This window comes from Streptomyces hebeiensis (assembly GCF_052983195.1).
On the sequence record NZ_CM129812.1, the window covers coordinates 6717555 to 6737633 of the forward strand.

The following is a 20079-nucleotide window of genomic DNA, read 5'->3' on the forward strand; positions in this document are numbered from 1 at the left end:
CCCCTCGCCCGCCGTCCACCTCAGCCCCTTCCCCGACCGGCCGGCCATACGCACCACCGGCCATACGCACCACCGCGCTTTCCGCACCACCTCGTATTCCGTATCACTCCGCATTCCGTACCACCCCGCAAGGAGGCACCCCCGTGACGACGGCCAGTACAGAATCGACGGCAGTACGCACCGGAGTCTGGTTCGTCGGAGCGCGTGGCTCCGTCGCCACCACCGCCGTCGTGGGCTGCGCGGCGATCACCGCGGGTCTGCACCCCCCGACGGGCATGGTCACCGAGACCGCGCCCTTCGCGGAGTCGGGCCTGCCGGGCCTGGCCTCGCTCGTCTTCGGCGGCCATGACACGGCGAGCTGTCCACTGCCGAAACGGGCCGAGGAGCTGACGGCGGCGGGCGTGCTGCCGCACGGCCTGTCCTCCGCCGTACGCGCCGAACTCGCCGCCGCCGACCGGGAGATCAGACCGGGCGGGCCGCAGGCGGGCGACACGCGCGACGACGAGGAGATCATCGCCGCGTTCGCCGCCGACCTCGCCGACTTCGGCCGCCGCACCGGCGTCGCACGGACCGTCGTCGTCAACGTCTCCTCCACGGAACCCGCCCCGTCGCCGGACGACCCGCGGCTGCCCGCCAGCGCGCTGTACGCGACGGCGGCCGTGCGGGCGGGCTGTCCATACGTCAACTTCACCCCGTCGACCGGCATCCGGGCCCCCGGACTGCCGGCCGCCGCCGAGGCCGGCGGGCTTCCCCACGCCGGCCGCGACGGCAAGACCGGCCAGACGCTGCTCCGTTCCGTGCTCGCCCCCATGTTCGTCCAGCGCGCCCTGACGGTACGGGCCTGGTCGGGCACGAACCTGCTGGGTGGCGGGGACGGGGCGGCGCTGGCCGACCCGGCCGCGGCCGCGGCCAAGAACGCGGGCAAGGAACGCGTCCTCGCCGACACGCTGGGCACGGCCCCCGAGGGCGAGGTGCACATCGACGACGTACCGGCGCTCGGCGACTGGAAGACGGCGTGGGACCACATCGCCTTCGACGGGTTCCTGGGCTCCCGGATGGTGCTCCAGACGATCTGGCAGGGCTGTGACTCGGCGCTCGCCGCGCCGCTGGTGCTCGATCTCGTCCGGCTGGTGGCGCGGGCGCACGAGGCCGGGCTGAGCGGACCGCTGCCCGAGCTGGGCTTCTACTTCAAGGACCCGGACGGCGGCCCGGCCGCGCTGGCCGAGCAGTTCGAGGCGCTGCTCGGCTTCGCGGAGCGGCTGAAGGCGGCCCGGTGAGCCCGCGCGGACGGGGCCGGCTGCGGGCCTGGGCGGAGCTGCTGCGGGTGTCCGCGCTGTTCACCGTCCCGGGGGACGCCCTGGCGGGCGCCTCGGCCCTGGGCGTACGGCCCCACCGCGGCACCGCGCTGGCCGTGGGCGCGTCGCTGTGCCTGTACGAGGCCGGCATGGCCCTCAACGACTGGGCGGACCGGGAGGAGGACGCCGTCGACCGCCCCCACCGGCCGATCCCCTCGGGCCGTGTCTCCGCCCCGGCCGCCCTGGCGGCCGCGGGCGCCCTGACGGCGGCCGGGCTCGCCCTGGCCGCCCGCGCCGGCCGGGCCCCGCTCGCGGTGGGCACGGCGCTGGCGGCGACGGTCTGGGCGTACGACCTGAAGCTCAAGCACACGGCGGCGGGACCGGCGGCGATGGGGGCGGCGCGGGCGCTGGACCTCCTGCTGGGCGCGACGGCGACCGCCGCGCCGGCGGGCGGGCACACCGCCACGCCGGGGGCCGGGCGTCCGGCACCCCGGCCGGGCGGCGCGGCCACCGAGCGCGGGACCCGGCCCTCCGGGAGCCGCCCCCGGCCGGGACCGACCGGTGCGACCGGCACGGGGCGGGGCCCCCGTGGAGCCGGGAGCGCGGTGCCCGCGCGGCCCGGCCCGCGTGGGCCTGGCGCGCGGCTCTCCTCCCGGGACGTACGGTCCTCCGGAGCCTGGGCGGGCGCACGGGCGGCACTGCCGTCCGCGGCCCTTCTCGGCGCGCACACGGTGGCGGTCACCACCGTCTCCCGTCACGAGACCCAGGGCGGCTCGACGAAAGCCCCGCTGGCCGCACTCGCGGCGACAGCCGCCCTGGCCCTTTTCACGGCACGGTCCGGCACGCCGCCGGCGCCCCGGACCACGGGGGCCTCGCCGGACGGGGCCCCGGCGCCCTCGCCGTACGGGTTCCCGGCGTCGGGAAGTCCCGCACCGGCGGGGCCGGGGAGCGCTGGTTCCGGCGGCTCCGGTTCCGGCGGCCGGGTCGGACCCGGCCGGTTCGCCGCCGGCCGTACGGCCTCCCACCGCGCCCTCACCGCGGGCCTCGCCGCCTCCTACCTCGCCACCGCCGCACCACCCCTCCTGCACGCCGTCCTCAATCCCTCCCCGCCGCTCACCCAGCGCGCCGTCGGGCGCGGGATCCGGGCCATGATCCCGTTCCAGGCCGCCCTCGCCGCGCGGGGCGGGGTGGCCGGGGCGGCCGTGGGCGTCATGGGGCTCGTTCCCCTCGCCCGTACCGTCGCACGGAAAGTGAGCCCCACATGAGTCTTCGATTCGGCTACGGCACCAACGGGCTCACCGACCTGCGGCTGGACGACGCGCTCGCGCTGCTCGCCGACCTCGGCTACGACGGGGTCGGGCTCACGCTCGACCACATGCACCTCGACCCCATGGCACCGGGCCTCGCCGACCGCACCCGGCGGGTCGCGCGCACCCTGGAACGGCTGGGGCTGGCGGTCACCGTCGAGACGGGCGCGCGCTACGTGCTCGACCCGCGCCGCAAGCACGGACCGTCCCTGCTCGACGCCGATCCGGCCGGCCGTGCCGCGCGCTGCGAACTGCTCGTCACCGCGGTCGAGGTCGCCGCCGACCTCGGCGCGCACGCCGTGCACTGCTTCAGCGGCGTCACCCCGGACGGCACCGACCCGGACACAGCCTGGAAACGCCTCGAAGAGGCCATCGCGCCCGCCCTGGAGGCCGCCCGGGCCGCGGGCGTGCCGCTCGCCGTCGAACCGGAGCCCGGCCACCTCGTCGGACGCCTCGCCGACTTCCATACGCTCAGGCACCGCCTCGGCGACCCCGACGGTCTCGGTCTCACGCTGGACCTCGGCCACTGCCAGTGCCTGGAACCCGCCTCACCCGCCGACTGCGTGCGGGAAGCCGCGCCCTGGCTCCGCCACGTCCAGATCGAGGACATGCGCCGCGGCGTCCACGAGCACCTGCCGTTCGGGGAGGGCGAGATGGACTTCCCGCCCCTGCTCGACGCGCTCGACGCGACCGGCTACCAGGGCCTGACGGTGGTCGAGCTGCCCCGCCACTCCCACGCCGGGCCGGAACTCGCCCGTACCTCACTGGACTTCCTCCGGGCCGCCCGAGCGAAAGGGGTACGCGCATGACACCCGCCCCCGAACAGCCGCTGCCCGGCCTCGACCCGGCCGCCCGCGCCTGGCTCGACACCGCCCTGACCGAGGCGGACCGCGCCGCCGAGGACACCGGAACACCGGGCCCCGCCGAGGCGGTGGGAACCGCCGCGCCCACCGGGAGCGGGACCGCGAGCGACAACGTTGCCCCCGCCCCCTGGGAGCTGCGCTTCGCCGCCGCCGGCCGGCACGCGGGCCGGCCGCACGCCGACGCCGTACGCACGCTCCTGCTGCACCGGGCCCGCGCCCCGCTCGCCACCCTCACCCGGCTCTACCGGCACGGCACCGCGGCCGAACGCCGCGCCGTCCTGCTCGCCCTGCCCGACCGCGTCGCCGGCCCCGGCGCCCTGCCGCTCGTCGAGGACGCCCTGCGCACCAACGACACCAGCCTGGTCGCCGCCGCGGTCGGCCCGTACGCCGCCGCCCACCTCGACCCCCACGCCTGGCGGCACGCCGTCCTCAAGTGCCTCTTCACGGGCGTCCCCCTCGACGCCGTCCACGACCTGGAGCGCCGCGCCCACAAGGACACCGAACTGGCCCGCATGCTCGCCGACTTCGCGGCCGAGCGCACCGCCGCCGGCCGCCCCGTGCCCGCCGACCTGACCCGCGCGCTGAACCTGACCGGCGAGGAGTCCTGATGCGCATCTTCGACCCCCACATCCACATGACCTCCCGTACCACGGACGACTACCGGGCGATGTACGCCGCCGGCGTCCGCGCGCTGGTCGAACCGTCCTTCTGGCTCGGCCAGCCCCGCACCTCACCCGCCAGCTTCCACGACTACTTCGACGCGCTGCTCGGCTGGGAGCCGTTCCGCGCCGCCCAGTACGGCATCGCCCACCACTGCACCCTCGCCCTCAACCCGAAGGAGGCCAACGACCCGCGCTGCGTCCCCGTCCTGGACGACCTGCCCCGCTATCTCGTCAAGGACTCCGTCGTCGCCGTCGGCGAGATCGGCTACGACTCCATGACCCCGGCCGAGGACCACGCGCTGGCCGCCCAGTTGCAGCTCGCCGCAGACCACGGCCTGCCCGCGCTCGTCCACACCCCGCACCGCGACAAGCTCGCCGGACTGCGCCGCACCATCGACGTCGTACGCGAATCAGCCCTCGACCCCGAGCGCGTCCTGCTGGACCACCTCAACGAGACCACCGTCAAGGAGGCGGCCGGCAGCGGAAGCTGGCTCGGCTTCTCCATCTACCCCGACACCAAGATGGACGAGGACCGGATGGTGGCCGTCCTCAAGGCCCACGGCACCGACAAGGTCCTGGTGAACTCGGCCGCCGACTGGGGCAGGAGCGACCCCCTGAAGACGCGCAAGGTGGGCGACGCCATGCTCGCCGCCGGGTTCGGCGAGGACGACGTCGACAAGGTGCTCTGGCGCAACCCCGTCGCCTTCTACGGCCTGAGCGGCAGACTCCAGCTCGACGTCCCGCCACCGGCGGACCTGCACGAGGGCAACTCCATCCTGCGCGGCGGGGAGTGAGCGCCCCATGCGCTTCCGCCACCCCGACGGCTCCACCGTCCACCTCTCCTACTGCACCAACGTCCACCCCGCCGAGACACTCGACGGCGTCCTCGCCCAGCTCCGCGACCACTGCGAGCCGGTGCGCAGACGCCTGGGCCGGGACCGGCTCGGCATCGGCCTGTGGCTCGCCCGAGGCGCCGCACGGACCCTCGCGGCCGACCCGGCCGCGCTGCGCGGCCTGCGCGCCGAACTGGACCGGCGCGGCCTGGAGGTCGTCACCCTCAACGGCTTCCCGTACGAGGGATTCGGCGCCGAAGAGGTCAAGTACCGGGTGTACAAGCCGGACTGGGCCGACCCCGAACGGCTCTCCCACACCGTCGACCTGGCCCGGCTGCTGGCCGCGCTGCTGCCCGACGACGTCACCGAGGGCTCCGTCTCCACCCTTCCGCTCGCCTGGCGCACCGCGTACGACACCGCCGCCGCCCGCGCCGCGCACACCGCGCTGACCGTCCTCGCCGAACGGCTCGAAGCCCTGGAGGAGCTGACCGGCAAGACCGTACGGATCGCCCTGGAACCGGAACCCGGCTGCACCGTCGAGACCACCGCCGACGCCATCCGCCCGCTCACCGGCGTCGGCAGCGACCGGATCGGCATCTGCGTCGACACCTGCCACCTCGCCACCTCCTTCGAGGACCCGGCGACCGCCTTCGACGCCCTGGACGCCGCCCGCGTCACCATCCCCAAGGCCCAGCTCTCCGCCGCCCTGCACGCGCAGTCACCGCACCTGCCCGAGGTACGGGCCGCGCTCGGCGCGTTCGCCGAACCCCGCTTCCTGCACCAGACCCGCACCCTCACCCCCGACGGCCTGCTCGGCACCGACGACCTGGACGAAGCCCTCGGCGGCGACACCCTGCCCGACACCGCCCCCTGGCGCGCCCACTTCCACGTCCCGCTGCACGCCCCGCCCGCCCCGCCGCTCACCTCCACCCTCCCCGTGCTCCAGGACGCCCTCGCCCGGCTCGTCGGCGGCCCCGCCCCGCGCACCCGGCACCTGGAGGTCGAGACGTACACCTGGCAGGCGCTCCCGCCGGAGCTGCGACCCCGCTCGCGCGGCCGGCTCGCCGACGGGATCGCCGCCGAACTCACCCTGGCCCGCGACCTGCTGGTCGACCTCGGCCTGAAGGAGCTGCCGTGACGGACGCACCCCAGTCCACCCCCCGGACCGCCGACCAGGCCGCGCCCGGGTCCACCACCCGGCCCACCCCCCTCCTCGTGCTCGATGTCGTCGGCCTCACCCCCCGGCTCCTCGAACACATGCCGCACCTGAAACGGCTGGCGCGGGCCGGCTCCCAGGCCCCCCTCACCACCGTCCTGCCCGCCGTGACCTGCAGCGCGCAGTCCACCTTCCTCACCGGCACCCTCCCGGCCGAGCACGGCATCGTCGGCAACGGGTGGTACTTCCGCGAGCTCGGCGACGTCCTCCTGTGGCGCCAGCACAACGGCCTGGTCGCCGGCGACAAGCTCTGGGACGCCGCCCGCCGCGCCCACCCCGGCTATACGGTCGCCAACATCTGCTGGTGGTACGCCATGGGCGCCGACACCGACTACACCGTCACCCCCCGGCCGGTCTATTACGCGGACGGCCGCAAGGAACCGGACTGCTACACCCGCCCGCCCTCCCTGCACGACGAACTGACCGAGAAGCTCGGTACGTTCCCCCTCTTCCACTTCTGGGGGCCGGGCGCCGACATCGTCTCCTCCCGCTGGATCGTGGACGCCACCCGCCACATCATCCGCACCCGCACGCCCGACCTGGCCCTGTGCTACCTCCCGCACCTCGACTACGACCTCCAGCGCTACGGCCCCGACGACCCCCGCGCGCACCGCGCGGCGGCCGAACTCGACACGGTCATGGCCCCGCTGCTCGACGAGGCCGTGACCGAGGGCCGGACCGTGGTCGCCCTGTCCGAGTACGGCATCACCCGGGTGTCCCGGTCCGTCGACATCAACCGCGCCCTGCGCCGCGCCGGACTGCTGGAGGTCCACACCCAGGACGGCATGGAGTACCTGGACCCCATGGCCTCCCGGGCGTTCGCCGTCGCGGACCACCAGCTCGCCCACGTCTACGTCCGCCGCCCCGAGGACCTCGACGCCACCCGCGCCGCCCTCGCGGACCTGCCCGGCATCGATGAACTCCTGGACGACGAGGGCAAGAAGCGGCACGGACTCGACCACCCCCGGGCGGGCGAACTGGTGGCCGTCGCCGAACCGGACGCCTGGTTCACGTACTACTACTGGCTCGACGACGACCGGGCGCCCGACTTCGCCCAGCTGGTCGAGATCCACCGCAAACCCGGCTACGACCCGGTCGAGTTGTTCATGGACCCGCTCGATCCGTACGTCCGCCTCAAGGCGGCCAAGGCGATCGCCCGCAAGAAGCTCGGCATGCGCTACCGGCTCGCGGTCGTGCCCCTCGACCCGTCACCTATTCGCGGCAGCCACGGCCGCCTTCCGCCGAGCGACGACGAAGGTCCGCTCATCCTGTGCTCCATCCCCCGAGCCGTCGGTGGCCGCGTCGCGGCCACCGATGTGAAGTCCCTGCTCCTCCAGCTTGCCGCACGGCACTGACAACCGGCCCCCGTGCCGCGGCCGGCTCCGTACCGCGACCGGCACCGGCCGCCGGGTCGGCCCGGTCAGCCCGGTCACACCCCCGACAAGGAGTTCCCTCATGAGCCGCAAGAAGCCCGCAGACGCCGAACTCGCCCACAAGCTCAGCAGACGGGGCATGCTCGGCGTCGCCGCCGGCGCCACCGCCGCCGCCGTCCTCGGTGCCTCGGCCACCCAGGCCGCCGCCCTCGACAAGACGCCCGCCCCCGATCTCGGTCACGGCCACGGCGGACACGGCAAGGGGGCGCCGGTCCTGCCGCCCGGCCGCCTCGGCATCCAGCTCTACTCGCTGCGCGACAAGGTTTCCACGATCGGCTTCGCCAAGGTCTTCGACGAACTGGAGCGCTTCGGCTACGACGAGATCGAGTTCGCCGGCTACACCCAGGGCACCGCGGGCGACATCACCCTGCCCCAGCTCAAGCGGCTCGCCAGGGACCACGGACTGAAGCCCATCGGCAGTCATGTCAACTACTACGACAACAACAATCCCAACGCCTACAGCTTCGCCCAGAACCTGGAGAAGGTCCTGGACGACGCCCAGACCCTCGGCCTGGAGCACATAGGGACCGCCGCGGGCCCGTTCCGTTACGGCTCCACCGTCGACGCCTGGAAGCGGGCCGCCGAGGACTTCAACACCTACGGCGCGGCGGCGAGGCGGCGCGGGATGAAGTTCTACCAGCACAACCACGCGGAGGAGTTCTCCTTCGCCACGGACAATCCGAACGTCCGGCTCTACGACGTGCTGCTCGCCGAGACCGACCCCGAGCTGGTCTACCTGGAGATGGACATCTACTGGGCGCACGCCGCCAAGTTCCGTTTCAGCAAGACCCCGGAGGGCAGGCCCGCGCCGCTGGACCCGCTGCGCTACGTCCTGAAGCAGCCGCACCGCTACCCGCTCTTCCACGTCAAGGACGGCATCGAGGACACCACCACCCGCGACGGCTACCAGATGGTGGACGTCGGTGACGGCGACATCGACTACCGGCGCTTCATGTCGGCGGTGAACAAGACGCACGGCGGCCGGCGCGGCCACCACTGGCAGGTGGAGCACGACCAGCCCGTGGACTCCATGGCCTTCGCCCGCAAGTCGTCCGCGCACCTGCACTCGCTGCGCGAACGCCGCTGACCCGCGGCCGGGCCGGATCCCACCAGGTCCCGGCCGCGTGACGACGGCCCTCCGCACGGCTCGACAGGAGCCGTGCGGAGGGCCGTCCGTCCGTCGCGGACCGGGCCGCGGCCCCACCGGGACGCGTGCCCGCCGTCAGGTCAGGCCATATCCCGGACTGTCGGATGCGGATTGGGTTCCACCCGGTCGGCACGCGGCCGCCCGGGCGCCCGCAGGAACAGCGCCAGCACGGCCGACGCGATGCCCACGCTGCCGGCGAGGATGAACGCCCCCTCGTAGTCCCACGCGGCCACCACGACGGCTCCCATGCCCGAGCCGACCAGCCCGGAGATGAGCTTCGAGCTGTAGACCACGCCGTAGTTCGAGGCGTTGTGGTTCTCCCCGAAGTAGTCCGCCGTCATCGCCGCGAACAGCGGGAAGATCGCGCCGCCGCCGAACCCGGAGACCATCGAGCAGAGCAGGAAGAACGGCATGCTGCCGAGGGATCCCGACGCCAGTACGCCGTACTGCGCCAGGCCCAGGACCACACAGACGAAGACCAGGGTGTTGCGGCGGCCGTACCGGTCGGAGATCCAGCCGATGACACCGCGTCCGGTGCCGTTGACGATCGCCTTGAGGGACATCGCCGTTGCCACGATCCCGCCCGCGAAGCCCATGTCCTTGCCGAAGGGCACCTGGAAGGCGATCCCGAAGATGTTGATCCCCGCCGTGCACAGCAGGCAGAACCACATCATCCACAGCACCGGCGTGCGCACGGCCTCCCTCGGTGTGTACTGCTTGACCGCCGGCGGGTTCTTCTCCAGCGCCCGCCGCACCCGGGGGTCGTCCGACTTCTTCAGCGGGTCGACATGGACCGGCCACCAGTGCTTCGGCGGGTCCTTGAAGAACCAGCCGGCGACCGCGACGACCACGCAGCAGATCACGCCGACCGTCACCAGCACGCCCTGGTAGTTGCTGAGGTCCATGTACGAGGTGAAGAGGAAGACGAACGGCACCGAGCCATAGGCGAAACCGCCGTTGACCAGGCCGGTCTTGCCTCCCTTCCGCTCCGGGTACCACTTGCCGACCATGTTCACGCACGTCGCGTAGATCAGGCCGGCGCCGATGCCGCTGAACATCCCGTAGCCGAGGTACGCCACGATCACATGCGGCGCGTAGGCGAGGGAGAGGTAGCCGAGGAAGGTGCCGAGAGCACCCAGGAACATCGCGTGCCGTGCCGGTAACCGGCCGCTCTCGCGGAGCTGGCCGGCCGGGAAGCCGACAGCCGCCTGGAAGAAGATCCAGACGCCCATCAGCCAGAATATGTGCCCGCTGCTCCAGAGATGGGCCTCGTGCAGAGTGTCCTCCGCCGAGGTGAACGCGTACTCCGACGAACTGATGCCGAGCATCCCCATCCAGGGGAAGAGCACCATCGTCCATCGCGGCCGCCCCATGATGTCCCGGTCGGTCTCGCCGATCCGGTACACGCGGCCGTTGCGGTCCGTCACCTCCTTGACGGGGACGGAAGTGGGGAGTTCGGTGGTTGTCATGTGGATTCCCTTGCGTCGAAAGAGCTGGCCAGCGCCCCCTGTCCAAAACCTTTCGGTGTCGCTCGGGTGTCATCAGGTCATGCGCCGCCTCCTCCCCGGGCCGCCCGCGTCCGCGTGACGGCCCGTCGTGCTCCCGCGCCGGCCCGTCACAGCAGGCCCGCCGCCCGCGCCCAGGCGTACTTCGCCCCGAGGGCGGCCACCGGTTTCTCGGTGGTGTACGGGTAGGCCACCACCCCGCGTTCGAACAGGTACCGGCAGGCCTCCTCGACCTCCACGTCGCCCGCCAGCGAGGCGACCACCGGCTTGGTGACGCCCCGCTCCCGGAGCTCCGCGACGACCCGCGCCGTCAGCTCGGCGAACACCATGGGCGGGGTGACGATCGTGTGCCAGTAGCCCAGCACCAGCGCGTGGACGCGCGGGTCCTCCAGGCCCAGGCGGATCGTCGCCTCGTACGTGGCCGGGGGCTCGCCGCCGGTGATGTCCACCGGATTGCCCGCCGCCCCGAAGGGCGGGATGAACGCCCGGAACGCCCGGTCCAGGTCCGGCGGGATCTCCATCAGCCGCAGCCCGTTGTCCACCACGGCGTCCGAGAGCAGCACGCCCGAGCCGCCGGCGCCCGTGATGATGACTACGTTGTCACCTTGCGGCGTGGGAAGGACGGGCAGCGCCCGCGCGTACTCCAGCATCTCGTTCAGCCCCGGCGCCCGGATCACCCCCGCCTGCCGCAGCACGTCGTCGTACACCGCGTCGTCCCCGGCCAGCGCCCCGGTGTGCGATCCCGCGGCCTTCGCGCCCGCCGCCGTACGCCCGGCCTTGAGGACCACCACCGGCTTCTTGGGCACGGTCTCCCGCGCCGCCGCCACGAAGGCCCGGCCGTCCTTGAGGTCCTCCAGGTGCATGGCGATGCACTCGGTGTGCGGGTCCTCGCCGAACCAGGTCAGCAGGTCGTCCTCGTCCAGGTCCGACTTGTTGCCGAGCCCCACGATGGCCGACACCCCGGTCCCGGTGGTGCGCGCGAAGCCGAGGATCGCCATGCCGATGCCGCCGGACTGCGAGGTCAGCGCCACCCCGCCCTTGACGTCGTACGGCGTGCAGAAGGTGGCGCACAGATCCTGCCAGGTGGAGTAGTAGCCGTAGATGTTCGGCCCCAGCAGCCGCACGCCGTACTCCTCGGCGATGGCCACGATCTCCGCCTGGAGCTCGTGCTCGCCCGTCTCCGCGAAGCCCGAGGGGATCAGCACCGCGTTGGGGATGCCCTTGCGGCCGACCTCCTCCAGCGCCGCCGCGACGAACTTCGCGGGGATCGCGAAGACCGCCACATCGGGTTCGCCGGGCACGTCCATCACGCTCTTGTACGCCTTGCGGCCGAGGATGTCATCGGCTTTCGGGTTCACCGGGTGGATCTCGCCCGGAAATCCACCGTCGATCAGGTTCCGCATGACCGAATTGCCGATCTTGCCCTGCTCGTTGGAGGCACCGATCACGGTGACCGAGCGGGGCCGCATCAGCCTGCGCATCGACGCCAGGATCTCCTCGCGCCCGTAACGCCGCCGGGCGGCGGGCCGCTCGTCGGTCAGCAGGATCCGTACGTCCGCGGCCATCACGCCGCTCTCGGAGGCGAACACCGGATTGAGGTCGACCTCCACGATCTCGGGGAAGTCCGCGGCCAGCCGGGAGACCGTGACCACCAACTCCGCCAGCGCGTCCCGGTCGACGCCCGCCGAACCCCGTACGCCGCGCAGGACCTCCGCGGCCCGGATCCCGTCGAGCATCGACAGCGCGTCGTCCCGCGTCGTCGGGGCGAGGCGGAAGGTGACGTCCTTGAGGACCTCCACCAGCACCCCGCCGAGGCCGAACGCCACGATCTTGCCGAAGGTCGGGTCGGTGACCGTGCCGACCAGCACCTCCGTACCGGCGGGCACCATCTGCTGGATCTGCACGCCCAGGATCCGTGCCTCGGGTTCGTACGCGCGGGCGTTGGTGACGATGGCGCTGAACGCGGAGCGCACCTCGGCGGCCGAGTTCAGCCCGATCCGCACACCGCCGGCGTCCGTCTTGTGCAGGATCTGCGGGGATACGATCTTCATCGCCACGGGGAAGCCGATCCGGTCGGCCAGTGCCACGGCCTCGTCGGCGCATTCGGCCAGTCCCTCGGCGGGGGTGGGGATGGAGTACGCGTCGGCCACGGCCTTGCCCTCGGGGCCGGTCAGTGCCGTGCGCCCCTCGGCGAGTGCGGTGTCCAGGACGGTGCGTACCGTCCGCCGCCGCTCGTCGGCGGCTGTTTCGGCGGCCGCTCCGTAGGTCGTTTCGTCGGTCGGCGCGTTGTCGGTGGTGCTGACGCTGGTGCTGTTCACCGCTAGATGACTCCGTTCGTCTTGAGCAGGCTCAGTTCCGTCTCGTCCAGGCCGAGTTCGCCGGCGTACACCTCGTGGTTGTGCTCGCCGAGCAGGGGCGAGGTGACGACGTCCACGGGGGAGTCGGAGAGCTTGAGCGGGCTGCCGACCGTGGTGAACGAGCCGCGCTCGGGGTGCGGGACCTCGACCACCATCTCGTTGGCCGCCAGCGAGGCGTCCTCGATGATCTCCTTGGTGGAGAGGATCGGGCCGCACGGGATGTTGTGCGCGTTCAGCTTCTCCAGCACCTCCCACTTGGGGAGGGTGGCCGACCACTCCTCGATGAGCTGGAACATCTTGCCGAGCTTGGGCAGCCGGGCCTCCGGCGTCGCCCACTCCGGGTCCTCCGCCAGTTCGGGCCGGCCGATCAGCTCGGTGACCGGCCGCCAGCCGACCGGCTGCACGATGACGTACACGTAGTCGTTGGGACCGCCGGGCGCGCACCTGACCGCCCAGCCGGGCTGCCCGCCACCGCTCGCGTTGCCGCTACGGGGCACCTCGTCGCCGAAGTCCTCGTTCGGGTACTCGGCCAGCCGGCCGTGCGCCAGGCGCTGCTGGTCCCGCAGCTTCACCCGGCAGAGGTTGAGCACCGCGTGCTGCATCGCCACATTGACGCGCTGGCCCCGGCCGGTGTGCTCGCGCTGGTAGAGCGCGGCGAGAATGCCGGCGACGGCATGGATGCCGGTGCCCGAGTCGCCGATCTGCGCGCCGGTCGCCAGCGGCGGGCCGTCCTCGAAGCCGGTCGTGGCCATGGAGCCGCCCATGGCCTGGGCGACGACCTCGTACGCCTTGAAGTTGGTGTACGGGCCCTCTCCGAAGCCCTTGATGGAGGCGTAGACGATCCGCGGGTTGATCTCCCGGATGCGCTCCCAGGTGAAACCCATCCGGTCCACGGCCCCCGGGCCGAAGTTCTCCACCATCACGTCCGAGCGCCGGATCAGCTCCGTGAGCAGTTCCTTGCCGCGCTCCGTCTTGGTGTTGAGGGTGATGCTCCGCTTGTTGCAGTTGAGCATCGTGAAGTACAGCGAGTCGACATCGGGCAGGTCCCGCAGCTGTTTGCGGGTGATGTCGCCGGACGGTGCCTCCAGCTTCACCACGTCCGCGCCCAGCCAGCCGAGCAGCTGGGTCGCCGAGGGGCCGGACTGGACATGGGTCATGTCCAGGACGCGTATGCCCGTCAGGGCCTTCGGCGCGTCGCTCGCGCGCGGGGTCTCAAGAGCCTGGGTCATCGAAGGGCCCCCTTACTTGTACATGGTCTGGTTCATGGTTCCGGGCGCGTACGCGTCGGGGTCGACCCACACGTTGATCAGCGACGGCAGCCCGGACTCCCGGGCGCGCCGCAGCGCGGGCGCGATCTCGGCCGGGTCGCGCACCTCCTCGCCGTAACCGCCCAGCATCTGGGCGAACTTGTCGTAGTGGACATCGCCGAGGGTGTTGCCGACGCGCTCGCGCTCCTCGCCGTACTTGGCCTTCTGGCCGTACCTGATCTGGTTCATCGAGGAGTTGTTGCCGACGATCCCGACGAACGGCAGGTTGTAGCGGACCAGCGTCTCGAAGTCCCAGCCCGTCAGGGAGAAGGCGCCGTCGCCGAAGAGGGCCACGACCTCCTTGTCCGGCCGCGCCTGCTTGGCGGCGAGGACGAAGGGGATGCCCACGCCGAGGGTGCCGAGCGGGCCCGGGTCCATCCAGTGGCCGGGCGACTTGGGCTGGACGACCTGGCCGGAGAAGGTGACGATGTCGCCGCCGTCGCCGATGTAGACCGAGTCCTCGGTGAGGAAGTCGTTGATCTCGCTGACCAGCCGGTACGGGTGGATGGGCGAGGCGTCCGAGCGCAGCTGCGGCAGCCGCTTCTCCACCGCCGCCTGCTCGACCGCGCGCAGCTCGTCCAGCCACGCCTTGCGCCCCGCCGAGCCGCCGTTCACGTTCCCGCTCGCGGCCTGGGTGACCTGCGACAAGATCAGGCCCGCGTCGCCGACGACGCCGAGGTCGATGTCCCGGTTCTTGCCGACCGTACGGTAGTCGAGGTCGATCTGGACGACCGTCGCGTCCGGCGAGAGCCGCCTGCCGTAGCCCATCCGGAAGTCGAAGGGCGTGCCGACGATGACGATGAGATCGGCGTTGGAGAAGGCGTAGCGCCGGGACAGCTGGAAGTGGTGCGGGTCGCCGGGCGGCAGGGTGCCGCGCCCCGCGCCGTTCATGTACGCCGGGACGTTGAGCGTCCGTACGAGCTCGATCGCGGCGTCCGTGCCCCGGGTCGTCCAGACCTGGCTGCCGAGCAGGATGGCCGGCTTCTCGGCCCGTACCAGCAGGTCGGCCAGTCGCTGTACGGCCTCGGGGTCACCGGCGGCGCGGGTCGAGGCGCGGTAGCGGCCGGTCCGGGGGACCCGGGCCTTGGCGGCCGGCACCTTCGCGTCCAGCACGTCGCGCGGAATCTCCAGGAACGACGGCCCGGGAGCGCCGTGGTAGCACTCGCGGAAGGCCATCGACACCATGTCGGCGGCGCGCGCGGTGTCCGGCACGGTCGCGGCGAACTTGGTGATGGGCGTCATCATGTCGACGTGCGGCAGGTCCTGGAGGGAGCCCATCTTGTGCTGGGTGAGGGCGCCCTGACCGCCGATGAGCACCATGGGGGACTCGGCGCGGTAGGCGTTGGCGACGCCGGTGACGGCGTCGGTCGTACCCGGTCCGGCGGTGACCACGGCGCAGCCGGGCTTGCCGGTGATCCGGGCGTAGCCGTCTGCGGCGTGGGCGGCGACCTGCTCATGGCGAACGTCGATGACGTCGATGCCCTCGTCCACGCAGCCGTCGTAGATGTCGATGATGTGGCCGCCGCAGAGGGTGTAGATGACCTCGACGCCTTCGGCCTTGAGGGCCTTGGCGACCAGATGCCCACCGGAGACGAGGTCCTGGCCGGCGTCCGAGGTGTCAGGCGTGTCGGGCATGAGGAAGTCACTGTCCCTTCGTAGGGGAGGGACGGGCGCGGGCGCACGCCCTCCCGGTACCGTGCATCGCACATTGCATACAGTCGACGAATACTGTATGAAGCTTGTTATCTCGCATCCAGTGGACGGTGTCCAGGGGGCGTGCGGCACTTTCCGTCAAAAGGGAGTCGGCATGGATCTGTTCGAGCACCGGGCAAGGGAGCTCTTCGCGGAGCACGGCATCGCGGTACCGGACGCCGAGGTGGTGCGCCGGCCGGCGGACGCCAGGGGCGCCGCCGAACGGCTCGGCGGACGCGTGGTCGTGAAGGCGCAGGTGAGGACCGGGGGTCGGGGCAAGGCGGGCGGGGTGAAGCTCGCGGCCGACCCGGTGGCGGCCGAACTGACCGCACGCCAGATCCTCGGCATGGACATCAAGGGGCATCAGGTGCGGGCGGTGATGCTCGCCCGGCCCGTGGACATCGAGGCCGAGTTCTATGTGAGTTACGTCCTCGACCGGGCGGCCGGGACCTTCCTCGCCATCGCCTCGGCAGAGGGCGGCATGGAGATCGAGGAGGTCGCGGCCACGCGTCCGGAGGCGGTGGCGCGGATCCCCGTCGACCCGGCGGAGGGGGTCACCGAGGCCAAGGCGGCCGAGATCGCGGCGGCGGCCGGGCTGCCGCCCGCCGTCGTACCCGTACTGCGCGCGCTGTGGCGGGTGCTGGTGCGGGAGGACGCGCTGCTGGTCGAGGTGAACCCATTGGTTCGCACGACGAACGGGCTGATTGTCGCCCTCGACGGCAAAGTCACCCTTGACGACAACGCCCGTTTCCGGCATGAGCGGTGGGGCGGTGGAGAGGGTGAGGCCGGCGACGAGGGGGGCGGCGAGGGTGGCGTCGACCCGGACGTGGACCCGCTGGAGGCCGCGGCGGCGGCCAAGCGCCTCAACTACGTCAAGCTGGACGGCGAGGTCGGTGTCATCGGCAACGGCGCGGGCCTGGTGATGTCCACCCTCGACGTCGTGGCCGGCTGCGGCGCCCGCCCCGCCAACTTCCTCGACATCGGGGGCGGCGCCTCGGCCCAGGTGATGGCCGACGGGCTGGGCGTCATCCTCTCCGACCCGGCCGTCCGGTCGGTCTTCGTCAATGTCTTCGGCGGGATCACCGCGTGCGACGCCGTGGCCGACGGCATCGTCCGGGCGCTGGAGTCCGTGACGCTGACCAGGCCGCTGGTCGTACGCCTGGACGGCAACAACGCGGCGCGCGGCCGGGCGATCCTCGCGGAGCGCGCGCATCCGCTCGTCGAGCAGGCGGACACGATGGACGGCGCGGCGCGGCAGGCGGCGGCGCTCGCGCACGCGGGCTGACCGGCCGTGACGAGACCGGCCGGCGCGAAAACGACCGTGACGAGACCGGCCGTGACGAGACCGGCCGTGACGAGACCGACCGTGACACGACCGGGCGGGACGCGAGCGGGCGGGACGCGAGCGGGCGGAACGAGACGAGACCTGCCGAGACGAAGGGACAAGAGACCGTGGCCATCTTCCTGACCAAGGAGAGCAAGATCCTCGTCCAGGGCCTGACCGGCGGCGAGGGCATGAAGCACACCCGGCGGATGCTCGCCGCCGGCACGGATGTCGTCGGCGGTGTCAACCCGCGCAAGGCGGGCCGCGACGTCGACTTCGACCAGCGGACCGTCCCCGTCTTCGGCTCCGTACGGGAGGGCGTCGAGGCGACCGGGGCGGACGTCACGATCGTCTTCGTGCCGCCGCCGTTCGCCAAGGCGGCGGTGATCGAGGCGGTGGACGCGGGGATCGGCCTGGCGGTCGTCATCACCGAGGGCATCCCCGTCCACGACGCCGTCGCCTTCCACGCGTACGCCAAGAAGCGCGGCACCCGGATCATCGGCCCCAATTGCCCCGGCCTGATCAGTCCTGGCCAGTCGAACGCGGGCATCATCCCGGCGGACATCGCCGCCAAGCCCGGCCGGATCGGGCTCGTGTCCAAGTCGGGCACGCTCACCTACCAGCTCATGTACGAGCTACGGGAGATCGGCTTCTCCACGGCGGTCGGCATCGGCGGCGACCCCGTCGTCGGCACCACCCACATCGACTGCCTCGCCGCCTTCGAGGCGGACCCCGACACCGAACTGATCGTGTTGATCGGTGAGATCGGCGGCGACGCGGAGGAACGGGCGGCCGCCTATGTGGCCGAGCACGTCACCAAGCCGGTCGTCGGTTACGTGGCCGGGTTCACCGCGCCCGAGGGGAAGACCATGGGGCACGCGGGCGCGATCGTCTCCGGCTCCTCCGGCACCGCGGAGGCCAAGAAGGAGGCCCTGGAGGCGGCCGGGGTACGGGTCGGCTCGACGCCCTCGGAGACCGCGCGGCTGGTGCTCGACCGCCTGGGGGAGGCGGGCGGCACGGCGTGACGCCCTGGCCCGGCGGACGGACCGCTCACCACCGAACGCCCACCGGCCCGCCGCCCCCGCGACGGCGGACCGCCCCCTGGGTCGGCACGTACCGTGTTCACCCGGGAACAGCATGTGAATGTCGGTCCCGGTCCGGGCCCCGTCGTGCCGCCCATGGCCGCTGACCACCGGATATGCGGGAGAAGAGCACCCCGATCCCCTGGTATCGTTGTGTCTGTCGCCGCGATCGCAGCACCGCGGTTCGACCACTTGTCCGGGTGGCGGAATGGCAGACGCGCTAGCTTGAGGTGCTAGTGCCCTTTATCGGGCGTGGGGGTTCAAGTCCCCCCTCGGACACCAGCAGAGACCCCAGTTGATCTGGGGTTTTTCTGTTCATCCGGCTGTGGCGTGACCGCCGGGTTCTCGTGGTTGTCGAGATCGTTCGTGATCTTCGACGCCCGCCAGTCGTGCAGCCGGAAGTTCTCCGGCAGGTGCAGACGGTTGCGTGCCGTCCGCCAGCGGGTCGACACCTTCTCGCGGTCCTGCGGTCCGCCTGCCTCGCCCCGGTACAGCTTGAAGCCGTCACGGGCGAACACGAGGTCATGGTCCACCCAGAGATCCCCGAGCCGCTCCCGCTCCGCGTCCTGGCGTTCCTTCTGCCACTTCAGGACGTTCATCAGGGCTTGGTCTACGTAGATGATCGCGTTGTCGTCTCCGTCCTTGGTGAGCTTGCGCAGCCGGTAGGTGTTGCCTTCCCCGACCACGACCCAGGCCAGTTCGATGGCGCACTCGTCCCAGTGGGTGAGCGACCACTTCCACCCCAGCACTTCGCTACGGCGGCATGAGGTGGCCGCGTACGCCGTCCACAGCGGAGCGTCCCGAAGGCACCGCGCGGCGGTTCGTGGTCGGGATCGCGTAGCGGTGGAGCGGGACCATCTCGCCGTCGACCGACAGGCGCAGCCGGGGCGGGGGTCGGCTCCAACTGCGAAGGCGTGGGCGACGCGCGCCTCCATCCGCCGACGAGGGATGTCATCCCGGAGATGCGGGCTTCCCGCGGCCGAAGCCGCGGGAAGCCCCGAACGGTGGGACAAGCTCAGACGCGGACCACGATCTTCCCCCGCGTGTGTCCGCGCTCGGCGTACGCGTGCGCTTCCGCGATCCGTTCGAGCGGGTAGGTTCGCTCGATGCGCGGTGTGTAGCGGCCTTGCCGGCCGAGTTCGCGGGCTTCGGCGAGGAGCGTGGAGTCGTTCTCCGCGTTGGCGAGATGCACGCCCAGGCGCCGGGCGTTGGTGTAGTCGGCGATCGTCGACACGCGAGCAGGGTCGCCCACGATCGCGACGAGATCGGCCAGGGACCCGGAGGCCGCGGTGTCGAGCGCCATGTCGACACCGTCCGGAGCCAGGGTGGCGAGGCGCTCGGCGAGGCCGGTGCCGTAGGTGGTGGGAACGGCTCCGAGAGAGATGAGGAACTCGTGGTTGCGTTCGCCGGCCGTCCCGATCACGGTGGCGCCCCGAGCCACCGCGATCTCGACCGCGGCACTGCCCACGCCCCCGGCCGCGCCCTCGATGAGCAGGGTGCGCCCCCGCAGGGGGCCGAGCGCCTTCAGCCCGCCCATCGCGGTCACGGACGCCAGGCCGGCGCCGGCGGCCTCCTCGTCGGTCCATGTGGTGGGGGCGTGGGCCCAGGCCGAGAGTACGGCCAGCTCCGCTGTCGCGCCGGTGACGCCGCCCAGCCCGAAGACGCGGTCGCCGATGCTCACCCCCCGCACGCCCGCACCGGTCTCGTCGACCACACCGACGGCTTCGCGCCCAGGAATCGCGGGCAGGTCCACGGGGAGCACCTCGCGCACCGCACCGGAACGCACCTTCCAGTCGACGGGATTGACACCGGCCGCCGCGACGCGGACGCGGATCTCGCCGGGCCCGGGATGCGGGTCCGGCACCTGCTCGACCACGAGGGTCTCCACACCGCCGTACTCGTGATATCGGACTGCGCGCATGAGGTTCTGCCTTTCCACACGGCCTGGACCGGCCGTTCGTGAGATCAGTGGGGTGAATGTTCGGCGAGCGCCGACGCTCCACCACGCTAGAACCTGACGTCAGCGTCAGATGCAAGTCGGGCGGACCGCCCGGAC

The 20079-nt window shown here is 72.2% G+C and carries 16 protein-coding genes and 1 tRNA gene; 11 read left to right on the plus strand and 6 right to left on the minus strand.

From position 1 onward, the window contains the following. Nucleotides 1-143: 143 nt before the first annotated feature. From ACU6P3_RS28785 to ACU6P3_RS28820, 8 genes are all read left to right on the plus strand, one after another. Nucleotides 144-1277 (plus strand): inositol-3-phosphate synthase, encoded by a 1134-nt coding sequence (locus ACU6P3_RS28785; RefSeq protein WP_447194766.1) that lies wholly within the window; start codon nucleotides 144-146, stop codon nucleotides 1275-1277. Continuing rightward, on the plus strand, nucleotides 1274-2560 hold the full coding sequence (locus ACU6P3_RS28790) for a UbiA family prenyltransferase (RefSeq protein ID WP_447194767.1): 1287 nt from the start codon (nucleotides 1274-1276) through the stop codon (nucleotides 2558-2560). Before ACU6P3_RS28785 ends, ACU6P3_RS28790 begins: the two co-directional genes overlap by 4 nt. Further along, nucleotides 2557-3411 carry a sugar phosphate isomerase/epimerase family protein gene (locus tag ACU6P3_RS28795; RefSeq protein ID WP_447194768.1) on the plus strand — a complete coding sequence of 285 codons (855 nt, stop codon included), beginning with the start codon at nucleotides 2557-2559 and terminating at the stop codon, nucleotides 3409-3411. Before ACU6P3_RS28790 ends, ACU6P3_RS28795 begins: the two co-directional genes overlap by 4 nt. Next, a complete protein-coding gene (locus tag ACU6P3_RS28800) occupies nucleotides 3408-4073 on the plus strand; it encodes an EboA domain-containing protein (RefSeq protein WP_447194769.1) in 666 nt (221 codons plus the stop codon). The genes ACU6P3_RS28795 and ACU6P3_RS28800 overlap by 4 nt, the downstream gene beginning before the upstream one ends. Continuing rightward, nucleotides 4073-4921 (plus strand): TatD family hydrolase, encoded by an 849-nt coding sequence (locus tag ACU6P3_RS28805; protein ID WP_447194770.1) that lies wholly within the window; start codon nucleotides 4073-4075, stop codon nucleotides 4919-4921. Before ACU6P3_RS28800 ends, ACU6P3_RS28805 begins: the two co-directional genes overlap by 1 nt. A gap of 7 nt (nucleotides 4922-4928) precedes the next feature. Next, nucleotides 4929-6098: a metabolite traffic protein EboE gene (gene eboE / locus ACU6P3_RS28810; protein WP_447194771.1), complete on the plus strand. Its 1170-nt coding sequence runs from the start codon at nucleotides 4929-4931 to the stop codon at nucleotides 6096-6098. Beyond that, nucleotides 6095-7531, plus strand: coding sequence for an alkaline phosphatase family protein (locus ACU6P3_RS28815; RefSeq protein WP_447194772.1), 1437 nt, complete (start codon nucleotides 6095-6097; stop codon nucleotides 7529-7531). Before eboE ends, ACU6P3_RS28815 begins: the two co-directional genes overlap by 4 nt. A 100-nt stretch (nucleotides 7532-7631) precedes the next feature. Further along, entirely contained in the window at nucleotides 7632-8696 is a 1065-nt protein-coding gene (locus ACU6P3_RS28820; RefSeq protein ID WP_447194773.1) for a sugar phosphate isomerase/epimerase family protein, read from the plus strand. Nucleotides 8697-8836: 140 nt separating this feature from the next. Here the strand turns inward: ACU6P3_RS28820 and ACU6P3_RS28825 are convergent, their stop codons facing one another. The 4 genes from ACU6P3_RS28825 to ACU6P3_RS28840 all read right to left on the minus strand — a co-directional run bounded on the left by ACU6P3_RS28825 (nucleotide 8837) and on the right by ACU6P3_RS28840 (nucleotide 15560). Further along, a complete protein-coding gene (locus ACU6P3_RS28825) occupies nucleotides 8837-10225 on the minus strand; it encodes an OFA family MFS transporter (RefSeq protein WP_447194774.1) in 1389 nt (462 codons plus the stop codon). Nucleotides 10226-10371: 146 nt separating this feature from the next. Beyond that, complete coding sequence (locus tag ACU6P3_RS28830; protein WP_447198113.1) at nucleotides 10372-12468, minus strand: acetate--CoA ligase family protein; 2097 nt, start codon at nucleotides 12466-12468, stop codon at nucleotides 10372-10374. Between the two features lie 113 nt (nucleotides 12469-12581). Next, the gene (gene frc / locus ACU6P3_RS28835) at nucleotides 12582-13847 is read right to left on the minus strand and encodes a formyl-CoA transferase (RefSeq protein WP_447194775.1); all 1266 of its coding nucleotides are present in this window, start codon (nucleotides 13845-13847) and stop codon (nucleotides 12582-12584) included. Between the two features lie 12 nt (nucleotides 13848-13859). Then, nucleotides 13860-15560, minus strand: coding sequence for a thiamine pyrophosphate-binding protein (locus ACU6P3_RS28840; protein WP_447194776.1), 1701 nt, complete (start codon nucleotides 15558-15560; stop codon nucleotides 13860-13862). Nucleotides 15561-15732: 172 nt separating this feature from the next. Between ACU6P3_RS28840 and sucC the strand changes: the two genes are divergently transcribed. The 3 genes from sucC to ACU6P3_RS28855 all read left to right on the plus strand — a co-directional run bounded on the left by sucC (nucleotide 15733) and on the right by ACU6P3_RS28855 (nucleotide 18305). After that, nucleotides 15733-16902, plus strand: coding sequence for an ADP-forming succinate--CoA ligase subunit beta (gene sucC, locus ACU6P3_RS28845; protein WP_447194777.1), 1170 nt, complete (start codon nucleotides 15733-15735; stop codon nucleotides 16900-16902). Nucleotides 16903-17069: 167 nt separating this feature from the next. Further along, the gene (sucD, locus tag ACU6P3_RS28850; RefSeq protein ID WP_447194778.1) at nucleotides 17070-17966 is read left to right on the plus strand and encodes a succinate--CoA ligase subunit alpha; all 897 of its coding nucleotides are present in this window, start codon (nucleotides 17070-17072) and stop codon (nucleotides 17964-17966) included. A gap of 251 nt (nucleotides 17967-18217) precedes the next feature. Beyond that, a tRNA-Leu gene (locus ACU6P3_RS28855) sits at nucleotides 18218-18305 on the plus strand. Here the strand turns inward: ACU6P3_RS28855 and ACU6P3_RS28860 are convergent. Further along, the gene (locus ACU6P3_RS28860; protein WP_447194779.1) at nucleotides 18284-18772 is read right to left on the minus strand and encodes a site-specific integrase; all 489 of its coding nucleotides are present in this window, start codon (nucleotides 18770-18772) and stop codon (nucleotides 18284-18286) included. The genes ACU6P3_RS28855 and ACU6P3_RS28860 overlap by 22 nt on opposite strands. 266 nt (nucleotides 18773-19038) lie before the next feature. Further along, nucleotides 19039-19944 (minus strand): NADP-dependent oxidoreductase, encoded by a 906-nt coding sequence (locus tag ACU6P3_RS28865; protein WP_447194780.1) that lies wholly within the window; start codon nucleotides 19942-19944, stop codon nucleotides 19039-19041. Nucleotides 19945-20079 lie beyond the last annotated feature (135 nt).

Bases quoted from the DNA above. Each gene is read 5' to 3' on its own strand.
- ACU6P3_RS28795 (WP_447194768.1), top strand. From the start codon at position 2,557: ATGAGTCTTCGATTCGGCTACGGCACCAACGGGCTCACCGACCTGCGG.
- ACU6P3_RS28800 (WP_447194769.1), top strand. From the start codon at position 3,408: ATGACACCCGCCCCCGAACAGCCGCTGCCCGGCCTCGACCCGGCCGCC.
- ACU6P3_RS28805 (WP_447194770.1), top strand. From the start codon at position 4,073: ATGCGCATCTTCGACCCCCACATCCACATGACCTCCCGTACCACGGAC.
- eboE (WP_447194771.1), top strand. From the start codon at position 4,929: ATGCGCTTCCGCCACCCCGACGGCTCCACCGTCCACCTCTCCTACTGC.
- ACU6P3_RS28820 (WP_447194773.1), top strand. From the start codon at position 7,632: ATGAGCCGCAAGAAGCCCGCAGACGCCGAACTCGCCCACAAGCTCAGC.
- ACU6P3_RS28825 (WP_447194774.1), bottom strand. From the start codon at position 10,225: ATGACAACCACCGAACTCCCCACTTCCGTCCCCGTCAAGGAGGTGACG.
- frc (WP_447194775.1), bottom strand. From the start codon at position 13,847: ATGACCCAGGCTCTTGAGACCCCGCGCGCGAGCGACGCGCCGAAGGCC.
- ACU6P3_RS28840 (WP_447194776.1), bottom strand. From the start codon at position 15,560: ATGCCCGACACGCCTGACACCTCGGACGCCGGCCAGGACCTCGTCTCC.
- sucC (WP_447194777.1), top strand. From the start codon at position 15,733: ATGGATCTGTTCGAGCACCGGGCAAGGGAGCTCTTCGCGGAGCACGGC.
- ACU6P3_RS28865 (WP_447194780.1), bottom strand. From the start codon at position 19,944: ATGCGCGCAGTCCGATATCACGAGTACGGCGGTGTGGAGACCCTCGTG.